Below are 20,091 nucleotides of genomic sequence, written 5' to 3' on the forward strand. Positions count from 1 at the left end.
ATGGCCGACAACATTCCACAGCCACCTGTTCCTAACGCTCCTGTACCTCCCGCTACGCCTGCTGCACCTGCCGCGCCCGCCGCACCCGCAGCTCCTGCTGCTCCTGCGGCTCCCGCACCTGCTGCTCCCGCTGCTGCGCCTGCAGCTTCTGCTGCACCGGCCCCAGCTCCAGCGACACCTGGCGAGGTTGTTCCCGTGCTGAGCGTTCAGCACTTTACCAAGAAGTATGGCTCTAAGGTGGCCGTTTCTGATCTTTCGCTCGACGTTATGCCTGGCGACATCTACGGTTTTATCGGCCACAACGGCGCAGGTAAGACAACGCTTATCAAGTCCATCGTTGGTGCTCAGCCATTTGAAGGCGGCGTCATCTTTGTGGACTCCAAGAACGTGCTGGTTGACCCTGTTGGCTCAAAGCAGGTCATCGCTTACGTCCCAGATAACCCAGACATTTACGAGTTCATGAGCGGCATTAAGTACCTCAATTACGTCAGTGACATCTTTGGCGTTCCTGCGGAGAACCGCGTCGAGCGCATTACTACGCTAGCCAACCGCCTGGGCATCACTGATTCCCTGGCAAATGCCATTGGCAGCTACTCTCACGGTATGAAGCAGAAACTGGTTCTGATCTCCGCCCTACTCCACGAGCCAAAGCTTATCATTTTGGACGAGCCATTTGTTGGCCTGGATCCAGCAGCAAGCTTCGAGTTGAAGAAGATGCTGCACGAGCTTGCCGACCGCGGATCTGCTGTGTTCTTCTCGTCACATGTTCTTGAGGTTGTCGAGAAACTCTGCAATAAAATTGCAATTATTCGTCAGGGCAAGCTTCTTGCTGCAGGTAAAACGGACGAGATTCGCGGTAATGCTTCACTTGAGGAAGTCTTCCTTGGCCTTGAGGCAGGCGCTCCTGGCGTTTCTGCCGAGATTGCTCAGGACATGGCTACCACAAAGGACGGCGCAGCTGTTCAGCCAGTCATTCCTGGCGCGCCTGTCGCGGCTGCACCTGCAGCACCAGCTGCACCTGCAGCCCCCGCTGCTCCAGCGGCTCCAGCAGCCCCAGCAGCACCCGCCGCACCCGCCGCACCGGCAGCACCAGCAGCCCCTGCGGCACCTGCGGCACCTGCGGCTCCAACTGTACCCGGCGCACCAGTACCTCCAGGCGCTCCAGTTCCTCCCTCCTTCCCTAAGGAGAACTAGTCATGGCAAACAACGTTCCACAGGCTCCTCAGCGCCCCGATGTGCCTGAGCAGAACCTGCAACTTTCAGGAGATGTGTTTATTCCAGCTCAAGTAAGCGCTGGTCAAGTTCCTGTTCTCGATCGCTCTGAGCTCAAGCTGCCTTCCGATCTCAAAGTGTTCTGGATGCTGCTTAAGGTTCAGATAACCATGATTTGGACTACGCAGGTTATAGGTGCTCGAAAGAATTTTGAGAAAAAGGTTGGCGCAAACGCTCTGCCTATTGTCGGTGGCGTTTTTGCAGTTGTTGGCGCACTCTTTATGATGGTCTACATCTACGGCGTTTCAACAACGTTAGCCATTGCCGGCTTCACAAGGCTGCTGCCTCTCGCAGGAATTCTAGCTGGTGCTCTACCTGGTGTTATTTTGACATTTGTAAAGGCCAATGGCGTGCTTTTTGCGTACAAGGATTACGACTTTATCATGTCGTTGCCAATCAAAAAGAGCACCATTATCTATTCTCGCGTAGCTGCTCTTTATGCTGCAGAGGGTATCTGGTCTATCACCATTATGCTGCCAGTCTTTTTGGCTTACTTTAGCTTTGAGGCAGTCACGCTTCCACGTTTGATTGGCGCTTTGTTTGCGCTTCTTCTTGGACCTAACCTTGCAGTTTCTGCTGCAATTCTCTTGGCTTTTGCGGTTGCAGCCCTTGCTGCAAAACTGCACTTTAAGAACTTGGGAATGGTCATTGGCGGCGTTTTTGGCCTTTTCTTTATGGTCGCGTATCTGTTCTTTATCTTTACGGTATCTTTCAACGCGGACAAGTTTGTCCCAGGTGTGGTGGATAACTTCCGTGATACCGTCTTTAACGTTGCAAGTTCAGTTGGCGTAGTTTATCTTCCATCACTGTGGATTGCGGATTTCTTTAATTCTGGTTCCCTTGTTAGCTTCTTGCTGTTTGCGCTGGTCTCTGTTGGAGCTCCTGCGGCAATCGTGGCAATTATTTCTCGCTTCAACGACCGCATTAATGCGCTGGTAAGCGAGGACAAGGTCCAGAAGAAGTTCACCACTAAACAGATTTCCACCAAGTCTGCGACGCCATTTGTTGCCCTGATCAGAAAAGAAATTCAGACCATCACGGGCTATCCAGCAGTCTTTATAAACATGCTTTTTGGCTGCTTGCTGATGGTTATTCTCGCCTTTATTTCTATGTTCTTTAGCACGTCGTCTATCGTGGCCTATTTTGTTCCTGCGTCCGAGGTCCCGCGCTATCTACCTCTGGCAAGAACCATCCTTGGCATGATAACCACCTGGTTTGGCACCTCGATGTTCTGCGCCGCCAACTCCGCCGCCATTTCGTACTCGCTGGAAGGCCGCTCAAACTGGCTGATGGCGACTATGCCTGTATCTCCAAAGCAGATTTTTGGCGCAAAGATTGCCGTTAACATGATCTACGTGCTCATCTTTAGTGTTGTGACTCAGATTTTCTTCCTGATTCCTGGTCACATCACCATTGAAACGGCCCTGAGAAACGTCATTCTGCCACTCTGCATTGTGTTCCTGGTGTCTAACGTGGGCCTGGCCATTGATATCCGCCGACCAAACTTTGACTGGACTTCTGTCATCGATATCACCAAGAGAAGCCTTTCGGTCACCGTATCTTCTCTTGCGGGCACGCTGGGCTCCATGTTTGTTATCGGCGGAACGTTCATGATGATGATTGTTCCGGTTATCGAATCATTTAGCTCGTCAACGGGCGTGATTAACGAGACGCTGCCAAACATTATCTTTGTTACGCTGTCGCTGGTGAACGCAATTATCGGCTATCTGATCTTTAACAACACCGTTCACCGAGGAGTTAGAATCTAACTTTTGTGATGCACAAGGGTGACGTTCTGCGATTTCACATCATCTACCTGCGGCAACATCACAAATTCTTCTGTCGAGAAGAAACTTTGAGACACCCACCACATGTCGTTTATCGAATGGTGGGTGTCTCTTTTTGTGCTTTGCGGTACGGTAGGGTGGCTAGAGGTTTTCTTGTTCGGTAAGTAGCAGGAAGGGCCGAGGCATATCGCGCTAGACTCGGGCGCGTACTATCGGCTGACCTTCTCGGCTGCTTGCCGCAGTCAGAGGAGGCATCATGGCCGAAAAAAATGTTTCTAAGGTAAAGAATGTGGTCCTGGTGGGCCAAGGTGGCGTGGGCAAAACCATGCTTGCCGAGGCAATGCTGCATCTGACGGGTGCAACCACTCGTTTAGGCGGCCACGCAGGCACAAAGCCCACGCTTGATTACGATTCACAAGAGTCAGAGCGCGGATTCTCTATCTCTACTACTATCGCACCAATTACCTGGGAAAATATACGCATTAACGTGCTTGACGCACCGTGCTATCCTGACTTTGTGGGTGACGCCTATTCGGCAATGAGCGCTGTTGAGACTGCGCTGTTTGTTGTTGATGCAGCTAGTGGACCTGGCACTATCACCACCAGGCTTTGGTTTGCTGCCGAGGACCTGTCTCTCTGCCGTGCACTGTTTATCAACCGCCTGGATCGCCTTGATGCAGACTACGAGACCGCAATGGCTATGCTTCAGGACCGTTTTGGCTCCTCGCTTGGTGCAGTGACCATTCCAATGGGCTCTGGCGAGGCATTCTCCGGCATCATTGACGTTGTCCATCAGAAGGCGCGCAAGCTGGTAGATGGCAAGCCTGAGGTCACTGATATTCCTGCTGAGTTCCAAGCAGAGGCAGAGGCTGCTCGTGCTGCCCTGACCGAGCTGGTTGTTGAGGCCGACGATGAGTTGATGATGCGCTACCTTGAGGGCGGAGAGATTACGCAGGAAGAGCTCGAGGGTCTGCTGGGCAAGGCTCTTATGGAGCGCATTTTTGTTCCTGTTTTCTCGGGCTCTTGCGTTCGCGAGGAGGGCGTCATCTCCTTGCTTGACGCCGTTGACGGCTGGTTCCCAACTATGTCCGACTTTGGCCGCATTCCGTTGGTCAATGGCGAGCAGCTTGATATTTCACCTGATGACGAGCGCCCCGTTGCGTTTGCTTTCAAGTCGCTGCAGGATCCACAGAACGGCAAGCTTACCTTTGTAAAGGTGCTTGCAGGTACTGTTTCTGCAGGTATTGAGCTTATCAACGCTCGCACACGCAAGCCCGAGCGCCTTTCTCACCTGTATCGTATGTGCGGCAAAGAAACAGCTGATGTGAGCACCGCTGCAGCCGGCGACATTGTGGTAGTTCCAAAGCTCGAGGCCATGACGGGCGACACGCTTTCCGTTACCGGCAAGGTTGAGGCCGCCGCATTCAGGTTCCCCAACTCCCTGTACCGCACGGCCATTGAGCCTGATGAGCGCGGTACTGAGGGCAAGCTCTTCGCGTTCCTGGAGAAGGCCGCCGACGCCGATCCAACTCTTAAGGTTGAGCGTGACGAGGACACCGGCCAGACCATTGTTTCTGCAATTGGAGAGGCACAAGTAGCCGTTCTTCTCGAGCGTCTTGAGCAGCGAGCCGGCGTTTCCGCACATAAGGTTGCGCTTCGCATTCCATATCGCGAGACAATCCGTCGAGTTGCAAGCGCTCAGGGTAGGCACAAGAAGCAGACCGGCGGCTCTGGCCAGTACGGCGACTGCTGGCTGCGCATTGAGCCAAACCCAGACGCAGGCTACGAGTTTGTGGACGAAATCGTAGGCGGCCACATTCCACGCGGTTTCATCCCCGCTATTGATAAGGGCGTCCAGGAGACCATGCGCGAAGGCGTTTTGGCTGGATATCCTATGATTGACGTCAAAGTTGCTGTTTACGAGGGCTCTTACCACCCAGTTGACTCCAACGAGATGGCATTCAAGACCGCTGCTCGTATTGGTTTCCAGAAGGCTGTTGACCAGGCAGAACCCGTTCTCCTGGAGCCTATGGCTCACCTGGAGATTACCGTTCCAGACAGCTACGCAGGTTCCGTCATGGGCGACGTCTCCGCTTCTCGCGGTCGCGTTGAGGGAATGTCTTCCGGCACCGGCGTTTCCGCTGGTGAAACCACCATTAAGGCGACGATTCCATACGCTGAGGTTACCGATTACGCTACAAGGCTGAGGTCCCTCTCGCGCGGAACGGGCGAATATACCGTTGAGCTAGCAGGATACGAGCAGGTCCCGCACGACATCCAGGCTCGTCTTGCTGCCGAGTACGCCGAGCGTCGCGCCGCTGGCGAGCGCTAAGCTGCAGGTCAGACGCACTCTGCGGGCGCGGCAGGCGCTGCGGGCGTGGACGCGCTGCGAGCACGGCAGGCGCTGCGAGCACGGCAGGCGCTGCGAGCACGGCACGAAGCCGTTGCAAGCATGGTACCCCTGCGAGCGTAAAACCGCAGGTAGATAAAGCGTTTCAAGCAAGAACCCTCGCATCTTTCAGGTGCGAGGGTTCTTTTGTGTTCCTGCAATGTGATTGAGCGCCGGCTTTTAGGCTTGGCGTACAAAATGGTGCAGTTTAGCCGCGCCTCGCTGAGAAATCGTCCAGTTCTTAATCAAGATAACCGGACAACTGGGGGCTCAATGTCTGACAATTAAAGAGCCTCGCCACTTGATATACATTTCTATGCATAAACTTCGTCTAATATACTGGAAAATGAATAGAGAAATATAAAAAATCTAACTATAGGTAAATTTCAGTTCTAAGCAACACACCTATGTCGGATAATCTGCTCAATTACGGGCATATTACACACCTAATGACGATAATCTGCACGCCTTAGCTATTTTCGGCGTCATGTATACGTCTTTTTGACAGATTATCCGACATAGGTGTGTTCAGCCATGTTCAACCATCTTCAACCGTCAGCAAAACAGTACAAGCAACTAATGATGTTGCCCGTACGGTATGGTTGATCGTGGGCGCAAGCTTCTAGAACTTACTTACTCATGTGGCTTATTTTCTTGCCTGTCGGTATTGCGTGGCGGCTATCTGGGTACGTATTTCAGACAAACAGCGTTGAGATGGCGATGTTATTCGTGACAGTAGTTTAAATCCAAGAAAGGCCGCACATGTACCTAGAGAATATCAATGGACCAGAAGACGTAAAGAAGCTGAACGCGGAGGCTCGTGCAGTACTTGCGCAGGAGATTCGCGACAACTTGCTGGTCATGGAGTCAAATCATGGCGGCCACTTTGGTCCAAACTTTGGCATCGTCGAAGCAACTATCGCGCTCCATACCGTGTTCAATTCGCCCGTTGACCATATCGTTTACGATGTCTCGCACCAGACGTATCCCCACAAGATGCTCACCGGCCGCAAGCAGGCATACATGGATCCCGCGCTTTACGACTCGGTGTCTCCTTACACCGATCCCGCCGAGACCCCGCATGACCTCTTCAAAATCGGCCACACTTCCACGTCCATCAGTCTGGCGCTTGGCCTGGCAAAGGCTCGCGACATCATGGACGGCAAGGAGAACATCATCGCAGTTATCGGCGACGGATCCATGTCCGGCGGCGAGGCTCTTGAGGGTTTGAACGTTGCTGGTGAGCTGAACAGCAACTTTATCATTGTCTTCAACGACAACCAGATGTCCATCGCCGAGAACCACGGCGGCATGTACGACCAGTTCGCTGAGCTGCGCCGCACCAACGGAGCTGCCGAGAATAACCTCTTCAAATCGATGGGCCTGGACTACCTGTATGTCAATGACGGTAACGACATCGAGGCTCTTATCGCCGCATTTGGGCAGGTAAAAGACTCGACCCATCCGGTCGTGGTCCACATCAATACGCTCAAAGGCAAGGGCTACGCTCCCGCGGAGGTAAACAAGGAGAAGTGGCACTGGCACATGCCGTTTGACATCCAGACTGGTCAGAGCCCTACATCCGGTTCTTCCGAGTCGTATGCCAGCATTTTTGCAGAGTATGCCCTCAAGCGCGCAAAGACTGACCCAAAGTTCTTGGTGCTTATGTCGGCTGTTCCTGGCCTGCTTGGCCTTACGCAGGAACGTCGAGAAGAGCTGGGTAAGCACTACCTTGACGTGGGCATTGCCGAAGAAACTGCAGTTGCAATGGCTTCCGGCGCGGCTTACGCGGGCGCGCACGTAGTTTGGGGCTCAAGCGCAACCTTCATCCAGCGCACCTACGACCAGCTAACTCAGGACCTGGCGCTCAACCAGAATCCTGCGGTTATCGTGGGATCCGGCTCCATTAGGGGTTTGATGGCCGCCACCCACCAGGGCCTCAGCAGCATTTCCATGATCGCAAACATCCCTAACATGGTGTATCTCGCGCCGTCCAACGCCGAGGAGTATATCGCCATGCTCGACTGGGCGCTTGACCAGGACAAACACCCCGTCTACATCGCAATTCCTTCCGGTCCTGTGATCCATGCCGAGGGCTCCGTCCGCACAAACTTCGACACCCTCAACACTTACGAGGTCACGCGCGAGGGCTCCAAGGTGGCCGTTCTTGCCTTGGGCGATTTCTACGACCTTGGCGAGAAAACCGTTGAGGCCCTCAGCTCTACCTTGGGAATTGAAGCCACGCTGGTTAAGCCATACTTTGCCTCGGGCGTTGACCAGAATCTGCTCGACAACCTGGTAAAAGACCATGACGTCATCGTAACTATTGAGGACGGCATTATCGAGGGCGGCTGGGGACAGAATATCGCCAGCTACCTGGGAACTTCTCCCGCACGCGTGCTGAACTACGGCGTCAAGAAGGCTTTCTACAACCGCGTCAACATCGCAGAGCTTATGCGAGAAAGTCATCTGGAACCCAAGCTGATTGCTGCGGACATCAAGCAGGTACTGGGCCTGTAGGCGCTTGGTCTATAAGTGCGTCGCCGCTGGTAGGTAGGCGCCGCCACGCTGTTGCGCTGCCGTTCCGGCACGAGCCGCGCCCGCACTGCGGTTTTGTCGTTGCAGCATTGTCCGCGTTTCTCGCCATCACATCAAAACTGCAACAAAAAAGAGGGGCCGCATTTGCGGTCCCTCTTCTGTATCAAGTGAATGTGCTGTTGCGATGCCCTATTGCGACCTGCCGCTCGGGCGTACCTTGCGGCACGCCGTTGCGTCGCAACCTGCGGCTAAAAGCTTAAGCCTTAAGAGCGCGGCCCATAGCGTCAGCCTGAACGATAGCTGCATAGAGCTCGTCAGGAGTGACGTCGCCAGCAAGGTTGTGGATGGTCTCGCCAGGAACGCAAGCAGCCTCAGCGATCTTCTTGATCTGCTCGTCAGTGGTGATGCCAACCTCCTCGAGGGTAGTTGGAAGACCAACCTCAAGGCAGAAGTCCTGGACCTCGTCGAACTCCTCCTGAGGAACGCCCTCAAGAACAAGCTGGACCAGGGTACCAAAAGCAACGCAGTTGCCGTGAGGTGCGCTGTGGCCACCAAGGGAGGTGAGGCCGTTGTAGAAGGAGTGAGCTGCTGCGCAGTTAACGTTGTCAGCGCCGACACCACTCATGTAGACGGTTGCCTCGCAGATAGCCTCAAGAGCTGGGGTTACAACGTTGTTCTCGCAAGCCTTAATTGCCTGTGAACCGTAATCGCGAAGAGTGAGGTAGCACTCCTTAGCAATTGCCATACCAACGCGGGTAATGCCGGTTCCCTCGAGGGAAGGAGACTCGGTGCGGATGGATGCGCGGCCCTCAAAGTAGGTGCCCAGTGCGTCGCCCATGCCTGCTACCAGGAAGGAAACAGGTGCGTTAGCGATGATCTGGGTGTCGACCATAACTGCATCTGGGTTCTGTGGGTAGAAGAGGTACTTGTCAAAGGAACCGTCATCGTTGTAAATAACGGAGAGGCCGGTGCATGGAGCGTCAGTAGCTGCAACGGTAGGAAGAATAACGATGCGCTTACCAGCGTAATATGCGGTTGCCTTTGCGGTGTCAACAGCGCTGCCGCCGCCGATAGCGACGACTACGTCGATGTTGTCCTCCTCGACGATAGCCTTCATGCGGTTAATCTCGCCGTTGGAAGAAATGCCACCGAAGACCTCATAGCGACGGTAGTAGTCGCCCTTGCCCTCGAAGCTCTGCTCGATCATGTCGTGGGTTGCTTTGTAGCCGCTGTTAGAGCAAACAAACAGGAAGCGCTTTCCCATGTAGCCCATCTCTTTTTCGAACTCGAGACAAGCATTTTTGCCCTGAACATACTTCAGTGGCTCACGCATTGCGCGTAGCATTTTCATAGGTTCCCCTCTCCGGATACGTTTTAGACCTATGTAATTTATGTTAGCACTGTCAAAAGAACATAACAGCAAGGAAAATATTTCTGTGGAGCATTACTTTAAGTTAGCCTCACTAAAGCAACAGGATGATTGGAAATAATTCTATTTGGAGAACTTATAATATGGGGAAATCAAAATGGGGGATAGAAATAATCTAATGAGGAAATGAATGTTTGAAGGAAAGTTAGCAACAACAGAAAAGAACATTCTGCTCTACGAATGGTCAAATTATATAAATTCAAGTGTTTTGATTTGGACCATCTTAACCCTCTATTATCTTTGGCGTGGTTTAAGTTATTTTGATATTGCACTAGTTCAGAGTGTTGGAGCAATAGCTACAGTAGTGCTTGAGATTCCAACAGGATGGATATCTGATCGTTGCGGACACCATATTGTTTTAAAAATTGCTTCTTTTTCTAGACTCGTGGCAATAGTGACTTTAACCTTTGCGAATAGCTTTTTATTAATGGTTGCTTCTGAATTGTTCTTTTCTTTAGCAAGTGCGTCGCAGTCAGGAGCTGGAAGTGCTTTTCTTTTCGAGGCAACGAGTGCAAATTCTGGTATGGATAGGAAGAATGGAGCATATGCTCTAATTCTTTCAAAAATGACAGGAACTCAGTCAATCATTAGAATTACTGTTCGTTTAATAGCCCCTGTTCTTTTTAGTATCAATCCTTTGACTCCTTTTGTTATTTCGATCTTTGTATATTTTCTTGGGCTATTGGTCACTTTGGAATTTAAAGAAAATGATGTAAGTCCTAATAGAAGAAACAATTGTCTACCAGAAGAAGATGGATTTATAAGGACTAGAACTAGTAAATTGAATCTGAAAGAAAATGTACAGACATTTTTTCAGGAACTTATAAAGATTGTGAAAACAAATATATTTATTTCGCTTTGTACAGTTTCAGCAATTTCATTAATTTTAGTTAGTAATTACAGTCAGTTTATTGCCCCAAATTTAACCAGTATGGGATTTGATATAAAGTTCTTAGGGATTGTTACTGCTGCTGCAAGTTTAGGCGAGTTTTTTGGGTCAAAGCTTACAGCAAAGATAGTAAAAACACTTAAAGACTCTTATAAGAAATCCGCTGAAGATATTATTGCGTTTTCAGGAAACGTAGAATTTCTCGTTATTTTAGCTATTCTTTCCATGATTGCGATCTTGATGTTATGCGCTGGTCTAATCCCAAGTATATACGTGTGTATTTTTACTTATGTAGCGATTAATTTATTTTCAACCACTTTAAGTATTTTAATAAACAATCAAATGAATTTAATCGCTGAAGAGAATAATCGCGCAACATTACTTTCTGTATCAAATCAGATTGAAGAAATCGCATCAGTAGTTTCGGATCCATTAATTGGAATTGCCTTAGACTTTTCAGGATTTGGAACAACTTATGTTGGTTTAGGCTGTATTACTCTTGTGGTAATAGCCCTTATTTTTACTATCCATTACAGGAAATATAGATAGTCATAACTCAACTTCTCATAATCTATTGGGTTAAAGTTATCTGGAAAGTTTACGTGAACATACATTCACGAGCCAGCAAATGATATTCTTGTAGTGTCAAATTTTCGCACTGTGGTCTTTGGAGGACACATGCTTAGTTCTGTCGAAATCAAACCCGATGTCTACTTTGTAGGCGCCCTGGATTGGAATGCTCGCGAGTTTCACGGCTACACCACTGAGCAGGGCATTACCTACAATGCATACCTTATCCTGGACGAGAAGGTCACGCTCATTGACACCGTCAAGCGCCCATTCTCCGAGGAGCTGGTCGAGCGCATCAAGAGCATCATCGATCCAGCAAAGATTGACGTTCTGATCTGCAACCACATTGAGATGGACCACTCCGGCAGCGTTCCTCGCATTCTGGAGCTTGCGCCAAACGCCGAGGTCTACGCAAGCGCACCTCAGGGCGTCAAGGAGCTCAAGGCTTTCTATGGCGAGAATATCAACGTCAACGGCGTAAAGACGGGCGATACGCTCAACATCGGTAAGCGCACCCTGACCTTTGTGCAGACGCCAATGGTCCACTGGCCAGACAACATGGTCACGTATTCCGACTACGATAAGATCCTCTTCTCGAACGATGCATTTGGTCAGCACTACGCTTCAACTACTCGCTTTGAAGATGAGTCCGACTACTGCGAGGTTATGAAGCAGGCTCGCAAATACTATGCAAACATCGTTCTCCCTTACGGTCGTCAGGCTGACTCTGCTGTTACTGCAGTTAAGGGCATTGGTCTGGAGAACATCGATATTATCGCCCCAGCTCACGGCGTTGCATGGCGTTCCCACATTGCCGACATCATCTCCAAGTACGAGGAGTGGACTACCGGCAAGCTTGAGGAGAAAGCCCTGGTTGTGTACGACTCCATGTGGGGTTCAACCGACAAGATGGCTCATGCTCTTCTGGACGGTTTTCTGGCTGAAGGCATTCCTGCCCAGCTCATCGACCTCAAAGAGACTCACATTTCCAACGTCATGTATCACTTCTTGGATTCCAAGTATGTCTGCGTTGGTTCGCCTACGCTGAACTCTAAGTTCCTGCCTACCGTTTCTTCGTTCCTGACTTATATGAGCGGTCTTTCTCCAAAGAATGACCACCGTATTGGCTTTGCGTTTGGTTCTTACGGTTGGGCTCCACTTGGACCAAAGATGGTTCAGGCCGAGCTTGAGGCAGCAGAGTTCACCATGCCACTGCCTGTTCACGCTATCGGTTGGCTTCCTTCCGACGAGGACCTGGACGCCGTTCGTGCGCAGGTCAAGGACCTGGTCGAGGCTGGCAAGCAGCTCTAATCTAGCAGAGAATTAAGCAAGGTTAAGGCCCCCCCACATTCAGTTGAATGTGGGGGTCTTTTGCTGTAGAGGGTGAGTTAAGCGGGTAAGAATGATGCAAATAATCCCAGAGTGACCCCGAAATGACCCCAGAATGACCCCAGAATGACCCCAGAATGACCCCGGAGTGGTAAAAAATCCGTTTAGTTGGAAAATACAAGTTTCTGTATATAGCGTTTGCCCAGATAAAAGTTTTTAAGGCGGTAAAAAATCGTCTTAGTTGGAGATAAATTGGCTAATTTTAAGTTTTCATTTCCAACTAAACGGGTTTTTTACCTTTTTTGGCACATAATTTTGAGCTTAAAAATTACGTATTCATGGAAATGAATTAATTGGGCGAGTTATTCAAAATTCTGCATCAAATATTGAGAACTGCTTGTTAGTCAGAATTAACGCAGAAAAATAGAGAAGTATGACATTAAAATGGCGGGAAAACCGCAGAAAAGTGATTCGCATCGCGGGAAAAGCGTGCTGATCGTATAGTTGACGTCATCACGCCGCCGCTTCCGACACCGTCAGCCTCCCAGCATTTCATGGCGAGACTGTGTCAAATTCCTGAAGACTACAAGGTAGAGCGCGTTAGAGTACAATAGACTACACAAAAAGTAACTTCGAAGAGGTAGGTGCCCATACACTCGATGGACATTGCGTTAAGTATTGGAATAACTCTGCTGCTTACCCTGGTAAACGGCTTCTTTTCTGCGGCTGAGATGGCCATTGTCAGCTCTCGTCGCGCGGCACTTGAGGCGGACGTGGATGAAGGCGATCCAAGAGCCCTTGCTGTCATTGACATTGCCACTGATCGCGGATATTTCCTCGCAACAATCCAGGTCGCAATTACCCTGGTAGGTTTTGCGTCCTCGGCATTTGCTGCAACAAGTCTTTCCGAGCCATTCGGCGCTTGGCTGGTCAGTATCGGAGTCCACGCTGACCTGGCGCTTCCTTTAGCTGTCGTGGCTATTACGCTGATTGTTTCATTCTTTTCCGTGGTCATCGGCGAACTGGTTCCAAAGAGTATCGGCCTAGCAAACTCCGAGGCAGTGGCCAAAGCAGTCGTCGGCCCCATGAAGGCGTTCATGCAGATTGCGCGTCCACTCGTGTTTATCACGTCTGCCTCGGCAGATGCGGTTACCACGCTGATGGGCATTGACACTACCAACGACCATCAAGAGGTCACCGAGGAAGAGCTCCGCTACATCGTCAAGGATTCCGAGGACCTCTCTGAAGAAGAAAAATCCATGATCCACGAGGTCATCGAGATGGGCGACACCGTTGTCCGCGAGGTAATGGTCCCGCGCGTTGACATGACCGCCATGGAGGACACTGCAACTATCGCCGAGGTCCTGCGCGTCATGCGCCAGACGGGCTTCTCGCGCATCCCTATCTACCACGAGAATATCGACCGCATCGTGGGCATCGCTCACATCAAAGATTTGCTGGAGCCAGCGCTTGACCAGCACGATAGTGACGAGAAGATCGCGCGCTTCGTACGTTCTGCTGACTACGTGCCCGACACCAAAGACATCATTCCACTACTCACTGAGATGCAGACAAGCCGTGATCAGATGGTCATTGTTGTTGACGAGTACGGCGGAACTGCGGGTGTTATTACCGTTGAGGACATCGTCGAGGAGATTGTCGGCGAGATTGAGGATGAGTTTGATCCGGACAACAAGTACCTGACGCAGCTCTCTGATAGAGAGTGGCTGGTAGATGGTCGTTTCTCGCTCAATGATGCAGCTGAACTTGGATGGCCGGTTGGGGAATCCGAGGAGTACGAGACTATCGCGGGCTTTGTGCTGGATTTGGCAAATCATCTGCCTCGTCCAGGTGAGGTTTTTGAGAAGGATGGCTACGTGTTCCGTGTGCAGTCGATGCGTCGTCGCCGACTATCTTTGTTGCGTGTAATTGCCCCAGAACCACAGGTAGACGGTGAATCTGAGCCAGCCGGCGAAAACTCTGACACATCAGAAAATGAATAACTAAAAGAATGATTACAATAGAGTGAACCAATAGAAAGAGGTTGAAATGGCGCAGTTGATTTCTATCAAAAAAGTTGTGGTAGGACCTAAAAACTTGACCGCTACCGTTGAGTTTTCGGCCAAAGCGCCACGTTTGACCTCGGAAAATGCTGAGGCAACTGAGCGCGTACTTGAGCTTTTGCCAGGTCTTTCCAATCACCTGTGCTTGGGTGACGCCGACGCTCGCTTTGGCCTTGTTGCCAAGGACACCGAGGTTGCGCACCTGCTTGAGCACGTAACCGTCGAGCTCCTGGCCCTGACCAACCTCGCGGGAGACGTTGCTTCGGGCAAGACTTCCCTGGTAGATTCCCGTCGCGGCCTCTACGAGATCATCCTCGCATGTCCAGATGACGTGCTGGTTGCAGCCTCGCTTTCCAGCGCTGTATGGCTCCTCAACTGGGCATATGGCAACCAGGAGGACGCCGACCCAGACATCAATGCAATCGTCTCTGGCCTCGTTGCGCTCATCCAGAGCCTTAACGGCGAGAAGACCGATGAGCTCGCAGACTCCGCGGAACCTGAGGCGGACGCTGCACCCCAGGCAGAGAGCGTAGACGCAGAGGATTACGCTGCCGACAACTCCTCCGAGGACGTCGCTGATGCAGCTGCTGCTGATGCAGTTGAGGCTGAGGTTGCTGACGCTGAGGAGAACAACGCCGAGGTCGCAGGCATCGACGCAGCCGATGAGGTCGCACCCGCAGCCGTCGCCGAACCCGCAGCCGACGCCGCCGAGGCGCCCGTCGAGGAGGTCATCGCAACTGAGCTTGCCGAGGCAACAGCCGCTGAGGACGCTACGGACGACTCCGAGGTCACTGACGTCCCAGACGACTGGAACATGATTAACGTTCCTCGTCCAAAGCCCGTTCGATAAACGCCCTTATTGCGGTATGATTACGTACAGCGTTTTGCTGTTTAACAGGAGGTACTTATGAGCAAGAAGTCTGCTGGTTTCTTTCTAGGCGCTATTTTTGGTGCTGCTGCTGGCGCTGTAGCTGGTCTTTTCCTGGCTCCACGTTCCGGCGAGGAGACTCGCGCTTTGGCTGCAGATGCTGTCAATGACGCATGGGATTCCGCACTTGATTCTTATGAGCGCACATCTAAGGTTGTGAGCACTAAGATTGACGAGGTCAAGCCTACTGTTGACGCAAAGACCGACGAGCTCCGCGCAAAGGTTGACCTTGCTCGCGAGCGCATGGATCAGCTCCGTGAGTCACTTTCTGACGCTGTGACCTCTGCTTCTAACACTGTCGCAGATGCTGCCGATGTTGTTGCAGACTCCTTTGTTGTTCCAGAGCCAACCGCCACAACCGCTGAGGCTCAGGCTGTTCGCATCGAGAACGTTGAATCCCACGAGCAGGAGCACGCTGGCGAGGGCTACCAGGAGGCATAAGCCTCACTTATAAGCAATGTGACGGGACGCCTTATGACGTCCCGTTTTTTATAGAGAGGTTTCACGTGAAAACAACCGAGCTCCTAGGCGCAAAGGTCCTTCTCCCCAAAAAGCCTGCTACAAAGGGCAAGCACGCGGGAGAAGAGCGGTTTTCCAAGTTAGGAAAAATCCACAACGTGGTTTTTGCACCCTTCAAACAGGGCCAGCCTTCGCAGGTAGTGGGCGTGATGGTTCAGAAGCCCGACATTGCTGGCATGATTAAGCAGGATGACGCGTTTGTCACGCTGGAGTCTCTGGAGACCATTGAGCAGGGGCTTTGCGTAAAAGATCCCGAGAATAACGTCGATAAAGCAGCAATCAAGCGCTTGAACTTGGATTTTGATACCTGCATCTTGTGGCACGGTATGGAAGCTCGCACTAAGAGCGGCAAAACCTTAGGTTACGTAAGTGGCGCTGAGTTTAACCAGTTCACGGGCATGGTTTCGGCATTCCTTGTGGGCGACGGCGCCGGATCAGAGGCACTGGTGGGCTCCTTTGCCATCAAGCCAGAGTGGCTGCTAGGCTACTCCAACGGCGCCATGGTCCTCTCTGATGAGGCAGCAGATGCCCAGCTCACTGGCGGTCTAGCTGCAAAGGCGGGCGAGGGTTACGCGGCAGCTGCCGCAAAGGCTTCTGAGGCCACCGCTAAGGCCGGAAAGGCTGTTGCAGAGGCCACCGAGAAGGGCGCGTTTGCCCTGGGTAAGACGCTGGCCAAGGCAAAGCGTGCTATCGAAGATGCTACCGAGCCTGACGCAGAAGACGATTCCGAGCGCCCAGCTCCCGTTGCTGCAGAGGATGTTCGTCTCGAGAAGCCATCTGCAGAGGAGCAGGTCGCCGCTGACAAAGCCGCTGCAGAAAAGGCCGCTTCGGACAAAGCCGCTGACAAGAGCACAGCTGCTAAGCCTGCAAGCAAATCATCTACGCAGGCCACCGCTAACAAGGCAGCTAAGGGTTTTGGTATGCAACTTGGCCGCATGGGCAAGATGTTCTCTGACTTCAAGGACGAGTTTGACAAGGCAAGCAAGTAATAAGCCGCAGATAATCGCATAAAAATAAAGGGCGAGAAGATCGATCTTCTCGCCCTATTTTTGTGTTGCAGTTGCGTGACGTTTGCTACAAGCCCATGGCCTGCAGAATGAACATCACAATGGTCAGGATGATAACGGTGACGATGGTAAACCAGGTCAGTGCGTTCCAGATGCGGCCGTTGGCGTACTTGCCCATGATGTGTTTGTCGGCCGCAATGATAACCATAAAGACAAGCAGAATTGGCAGCAGAATACCGTTGATGACCTGGGCAGCCATCATAATGCCAAAGAGGCTCATACCCGGAATCAGAACAACCAGCGCAGAAATGACCAGGACGGTTGTAATAATGCCGTGGTAGACAGGGGCCTCCTGCCAGCTACGGTCAGCTCCGCGCTCCCAACCAAATGCCTCGCAGATAGCGCTTGCGGTAATGCCTGGTAGAACGCACGCTGCAAGGAAGGACGCGCCAACCATGCCCAGTGCAAAGAGGGTACTAGCGTACTGACCAGCAAGTGGTTCAAGAGCGCGAGCAGCGTCGGCAGCAGAGTCAACAGAGATTCCGCGAGGGAAGAGGACAGCGCCGGTGGTCAGCATAATGAACCAGGTGATGATCTCGGCCAGGACTGCGCCGGCAACATTGTCTGCACGTTGTGCGGGAATATCGCTGGTATCAAGGTTTTTCTCGACAACATTTGATGCAACCAAGAAGATCATGTACGGACTGATAGTAGTACCAATATTTGCAACTAACAGAGAAATGTATGACGGTTCAGCGGAAGGCTGCGGAATGATGGTGACGCGCAGAGCCTCGCCCCAGTCTGGCTGAGCTAGCACGCCAGCCACTACGTATGTGACAAAAATGCAGCTAATTGCCAGCAAAATCTTCTCGATACGGCGGTACGATCCGCCAACGGTCAGGAGCCACACCATCAGAGCGCTGATAGGTACCGAGACGTACGTTGGGATGCCAAAGAGCTCCATACTGGACGCAATACCTGCGAATTCGGAGAAGGTAACAGCAATGTTGGAGAGCAGCAGCGCGCCCATTGCCAGTGTGGAAAGGCGAATACCAAAGCGCTCGCGCACCAGCGATGCAATGCCTTTGCCGGTAACACAGCCCATTCGAGCTGCGGTTTCTTGAACCACAATCAGCAGGAAGCACATGAGTGGCACGGTCCACAGCTGCGAGTAGCCAAAGGTAGCGCCCGCGCTGGAGTAGGTTGCAATGCCACCGGCGTCGTTTCCAGCAAATGCGGCGAGAAGACCGGGACCCATTGCCATCAAGATGTACTTGAGGCTGTTTTTGTTGACCGGAGCCTTCTCTTTAGATGCGCGTTTGCCCTGCTCGATGGCGTCTTGGCCAGCAGCATCCTGCTCTACAACCGTGCTCTTTACCTCTGCGTTCTCTTGCGCCATTTACATCACACTCACAAGCGAGAGAGCGTAAGAGAGGACGAAGAATGTCACCACCGAAAGGCTCATGGAAATCAGGGTAAGCGTGAGACCTGAAGTTTCCTGGTTTTTCTCCTCACGATGGCGAAGTACAGCCAAGAAAATTGGGGTTAGCAGGAAGGAAATAAGCGTAGAGCCAGCTGCTGCACCAAAGATCTGAATAATGGTCTGGTCAAAGAGCGCGGCGTAGAATACGCCTGCATTTGGATCGTAGGGGTGGAACAGAGCCTCTAGCAGGGCGTGAGCTGCGGCACCAAGGATGCAAATGAGGCCGCTGACCAGAAGACCCAGTAGAAGCGAGCGGAAGGCAAAGCCTAAGATAGAAGGAGACTTCTCGCTGCCAGGATCGTCTGTGAGGAAGAAGTTTGTCACGTAGTTGACGGTATTCTCGCTCAAGTTCAGTGAGATTGGCATAGTAATAGTGCAAAGAGCTGCGAAAATACCCATGGTTGGATTAGATGTTGCAGCTGTTCCTACAAAGGCAGCAATCACAACGGAAGCAACCCAGAACAAAAGCCAGAGGTTGCGGTGGAGGAACCAAATAATGTTGCGGCCACGGTCGCCAGAGTCGGAATCGCTCCTGCCGCCACCAACAATCTGCAGGTCCTCGGCGTGCTCCTCTTCAAGAACGTCAAGAGCATCGTCGACGGTAACAATACCCAGCAGGCGGTTGTCGTCAGAAACAACAGGCATGGCCAGCAGGTTGTACTTTGCAATGTTTCGAGCAACGTCCTCCTGGTCGTCCTCTGGTGAGGCGGTGACCAGGTTCTTATTAGCAATCTCCTCCAGACGAGTTTCTGGTTCGGAGACAATCAGGCGGTTCAGCGAAACGGTTCCGGACAGGCGGCCGTCCTCGTCAGTAAGGTAGAGATAGCGGACGGTCTCAAAGTCTTCGTCCAGGTTGCGCAGGCGATCAAAGGCGTATGCAACGGTTTGATCCTCAGGAATAGAAAGCGCCTCAGACGTCATAATACGGCCGGCAGTGTACTCGCGGTATCCCAGCAGCTGCCTAATTGCGCGCTGCTCCTTAACGCCCATCAAGCGCAGGAGTTTCTCGGCACGATCATAGCTCAGCTCGGAGACAAGCTCGGCTGCGTCGTCTGGGTCCATCTCGGACAGGATACGAGATGCTTCTTTCTCGTTCAGGCCACCGATGAGCTCAACTGCCATGGCGTCATCGTTGAACTCTGCCATTGCGCCGGCGCGCTGCTCGTCATCAAGCTGGGCAAACACCTGGCTACGCAGACGAGAGTCCAGTCGTTCAATGATGTCAGCGACGTCAGCAGGGTGCAGCTCGTCCAGCGTTTTGTGGGAAACGGAGAGCTTAACGTTGGAGAGGTCGCGCTCAACCAGGTCCATGTAACTCCACGCAATGATGCGCTCCTGCATGGGGTGACCCATAGCGCGCGCAATGCGAGTGACCAGGTGCTCTAGCTGGGGAGAAAGGCTGCGCAGCAGACCGCGTGCGCCAACCTCTGCGCCCAGAAGGCGCAGCTGTGTTGAGCTGGTATCGGAAAGCTTGAGGTCGTTTACGCGGACAACACGAATACCACGCGTATCAACAATCTGCTTGTTCAGAATATCTCGGGCGAGAAGAACTTCGTTAGGCTGCAGGTACGAGAAACGAATCTCAGTTGAAGGCACCTTAAGCCTAATGACGTCCTCATCGTAGGTATCAACATACTTGCGCCAAGAAATCATCATTGGCGTGCGGCCAGGGCCCATAAAAGCAAGGGAAGTAATGCGAGGAAAAACTTCTCCGGTAGCAATTCCAAGGTCAGAGACAGAACCAATCTTCTCGCCTTCTGAATCTAGAACCGGATTACCCATTAACTGGGAAAGATAAATCATGTGTGCTCCTTACATGCGTCCGAAGACTAAAGCGTGGCTTTGGCGAGAAACTCCGCGTAATTGCCACGGGGACTGCATTGCGATT

At 52.0% G+C, this 20,091-nt stretch carries 13 protein-coding genes; 10 read left to right on the forward strand and 3 right to left on the reverse strand.

Annotation, left to right across the window (positions count from 1 at the left end):
* The 4 genes from ACO5GU_RS03590 (at nucleotide 1) to ACO5GU_RS03605 (ending at nucleotide 7,968) form a co-directional block, all read left to right on the forward strand.
* The gene (locus tag ACO5GU_RS03590; protein WP_484930157.1) at nucleotides 1-1,194 is read left to right on the forward strand and encodes an ABC transporter ATP-binding protein; all 1,194 of its coding nucleotides are present in this window, start codon (nucleotides 1-3) and stop codon (nucleotides 1,192-1,194) included.
* A gap of 2 nt (nucleotides 1,195-1,196) precedes the next feature.
* Nucleotides 1,197-3,041, forward strand: a complete 1,845-nt coding sequence (locus ACO5GU_RS03595) for a hypothetical protein (RefSeq protein ID WP_484930159.1) — start codon at nucleotides 1,197-1,199, stop codon at nucleotides 3,039-3,041.
* 274 nt (nucleotides 3,042-3,315) lie between these two features.
* Nucleotides 3,316-5,391, forward strand: coding sequence for an elongation factor G (locus ACO5GU_RS03600; RefSeq protein ID WP_484930160.1), 2,076 nt, complete (start codon nucleotides 3,316-3,318; stop codon nucleotides 5,389-5,391).
* 819 nt (nucleotides 5,392-6,210) lie between these two features.
* Complete coding sequence (locus tag ACO5GU_RS03605) at nucleotides 6,211-7,968, forward strand: 1-deoxy-D-xylulose-5-phosphate synthase (protein WP_484930162.1); 1,758 nt, start codon at nucleotides 6,211-6,213, stop codon at nucleotides 7,966-7,968.
* Nucleotides 7,969-8,242: 274 nt separating this feature from the next.
* On the opposite strand, the gene ACO5GU_RS03610 is transcribed toward ACO5GU_RS03605, so the two are convergent.
* Nucleotides 8,243-9,337 carry a glycerol dehydrogenase gene (locus ACO5GU_RS03610; protein ID WP_035428190.1) on the reverse strand — a complete coding sequence of 365 codons (1,095 nt, stop codon included), beginning with the start codon at nucleotides 9,335-9,337 and terminating at the stop codon, nucleotides 8,243-8,245.
* Between the two features lie 208 nt (nucleotides 9,338-9,545).
* On the opposite strand from ACO5GU_RS03610, the gene ACO5GU_RS03615 reads away from it, so the two are divergent.
* From ACO5GU_RS03615 to ACO5GU_RS03640, 6 genes are all read left to right on the forward strand, one after another.
* Entirely contained in the window at nucleotides 9,546-10,853 is a 1,308-nt protein-coding gene (locus ACO5GU_RS03615) for an MFS transporter (protein WP_484930164.1), read from the forward strand.
* Nucleotides 10,854-10,982: 129 nt separating this feature from the next.
* Entirely contained in the window at nucleotides 10,983-12,185 is a 1,203-nt protein-coding gene (locus ACO5GU_RS03620) for an FprA family A-type flavoprotein (RefSeq protein WP_484805108.1), read from the forward strand.
* A gap of 677 nt (nucleotides 12,186-12,862) precedes the next feature.
* Nucleotides 12,863-14,206, forward strand: coding sequence for a hemolysin family protein (locus tag ACO5GU_RS03625; RefSeq protein ID WP_035432999.1), 1,344 nt, complete (start codon nucleotides 12,863-12,865; stop codon nucleotides 14,204-14,206).
* A 46-nt stretch (nucleotides 14,207-14,252) separates the two neighbouring features.
* Complete coding sequence (locus tag ACO5GU_RS03630) at nucleotides 14,253-15,116, forward strand: cyanophycin synthetase family protein (protein WP_484930166.1); 864 nt, start codon at nucleotides 14,253-14,255, stop codon at nucleotides 15,114-15,116.
* A 57-nt stretch (nucleotides 15,117-15,173) separates the two neighbouring features.
* Nucleotides 15,174-15,635, forward strand: coding sequence for a YtxH domain-containing protein (locus ACO5GU_RS03635; RefSeq protein ID WP_035432996.1), 462 nt, complete (start codon nucleotides 15,174-15,176; stop codon nucleotides 15,633-15,635).
* Between the two features lie 65 nt (nucleotides 15,636-15,700).
* Nucleotides 15,701-16,702, forward strand: a complete 1,002-nt coding sequence (locus tag ACO5GU_RS03640) for a hypothetical protein (protein ID WP_484930168.1) — start codon at nucleotides 15,701-15,703, stop codon at nucleotides 16,700-16,702.
* An 85-nt stretch (nucleotides 16,703-16,787) separates the two neighbouring features.
* Here the strand turns inward: ACO5GU_RS03640 and ACO5GU_RS03645 are convergent, their stop codons facing one another.
* Together ACO5GU_RS03645 and ACO5GU_RS03650 are read right to left on the reverse strand one after the other, a co-directional pair.
* A complete protein-coding gene (locus tag ACO5GU_RS03645) occupies nucleotides 16,788-17,984 on the reverse strand; it encodes an Nramp family divalent metal transporter (protein ID WP_187468933.1) in 1,197 nt (398 codons plus the stop codon).
* Between the two features lie 135 nt (nucleotides 17,985-18,119).
* Nucleotides 18,120-20,006: a magnesium transporter gene (locus ACO5GU_RS03650; RefSeq protein WP_484930170.1), complete on the reverse strand. Its 1,887-nt coding sequence runs from the start codon at nucleotides 20,004-20,006 to the stop codon at nucleotides 18,120-18,122.
* Between the last annotated feature and the right edge of the window lie 85 nt (nucleotides 20,007-20,091).

The organism is Lancefieldella sp., assembly GCF_057237245.1.

Coding starts and splice junctions, on each gene's coding strand:
- ACO5GU_RS03590 (WP_484930157.1), top strand. CDS start 1: ATGGCCGACAACATTCCACAGCCACCTGTTCCTAACGCTCCTGTACCT.
- ACO5GU_RS03595 (WP_484930159.1), top strand. CDS start 1,197: ATGGCAAACAACGTTCCACAGGCTCCTCAGCGCCCCGATGTGCCTGAG.
- ACO5GU_RS03600 (WP_484930160.1), top strand. CDS start 3,316: ATGGCCGAAAAAAATGTTTCTAAGGTAAAGAATGTGGTCCTGGTGGGC.
- ACO5GU_RS03605 (WP_484930162.1), top strand. CDS start 6,211: ATGTACCTAGAGAATATCAATGGACCAGAAGACGTAAAGAAGCTGAAC.
- ACO5GU_RS03610 (WP_035428190.1), bottom strand. CDS start 9,337: ATGAAAATGCTACGCGCAATGCGTGAGCCACTGAAGTATGTTCAGGGC.
- ACO5GU_RS03615 (WP_484930164.1), top strand. CDS start 9,546: ATGTTTGAAGGAAAGTTAGCAACAACAGAAAAGAACATTCTGCTCTAC.
- ACO5GU_RS03620 (WP_484805108.1), top strand. CDS start 10,983: ATGCTTAGTTCTGTCGAAATCAAACCCGATGTCTACTTTGTAGGCGCC.
- ACO5GU_RS03625 (WP_035432999.1), top strand. CDS start 12,863: ATGGACATTGCGTTAAGTATTGGAATAACTCTGCTGCTTACCCTGGTA.
- ACO5GU_RS03630 (WP_484930166.1), top strand. CDS start 14,253: ATGGCGCAGTTGATTTCTATCAAAAAAGTTGTGGTAGGACCTAAAAAC.
- ACO5GU_RS03635 (WP_035432996.1), top strand. CDS start 15,174: ATGAGCAAGAAGTCTGCTGGTTTCTTTCTAGGCGCTATTTTTGGTGCT.
- ACO5GU_RS03645 (WP_187468933.1), bottom strand. CDS start 17,984: ATGGCAATGGGTCCCGGTCTTCTCGCCGCATTTGCTGGAAACGACGCC.
- ACO5GU_RS03650 (WP_484930170.1), bottom strand. CDS start 20,006: ATGATTTATCTTTCCCAGTTAATGGGTAATCCGGTTCTAGATTCAGAA.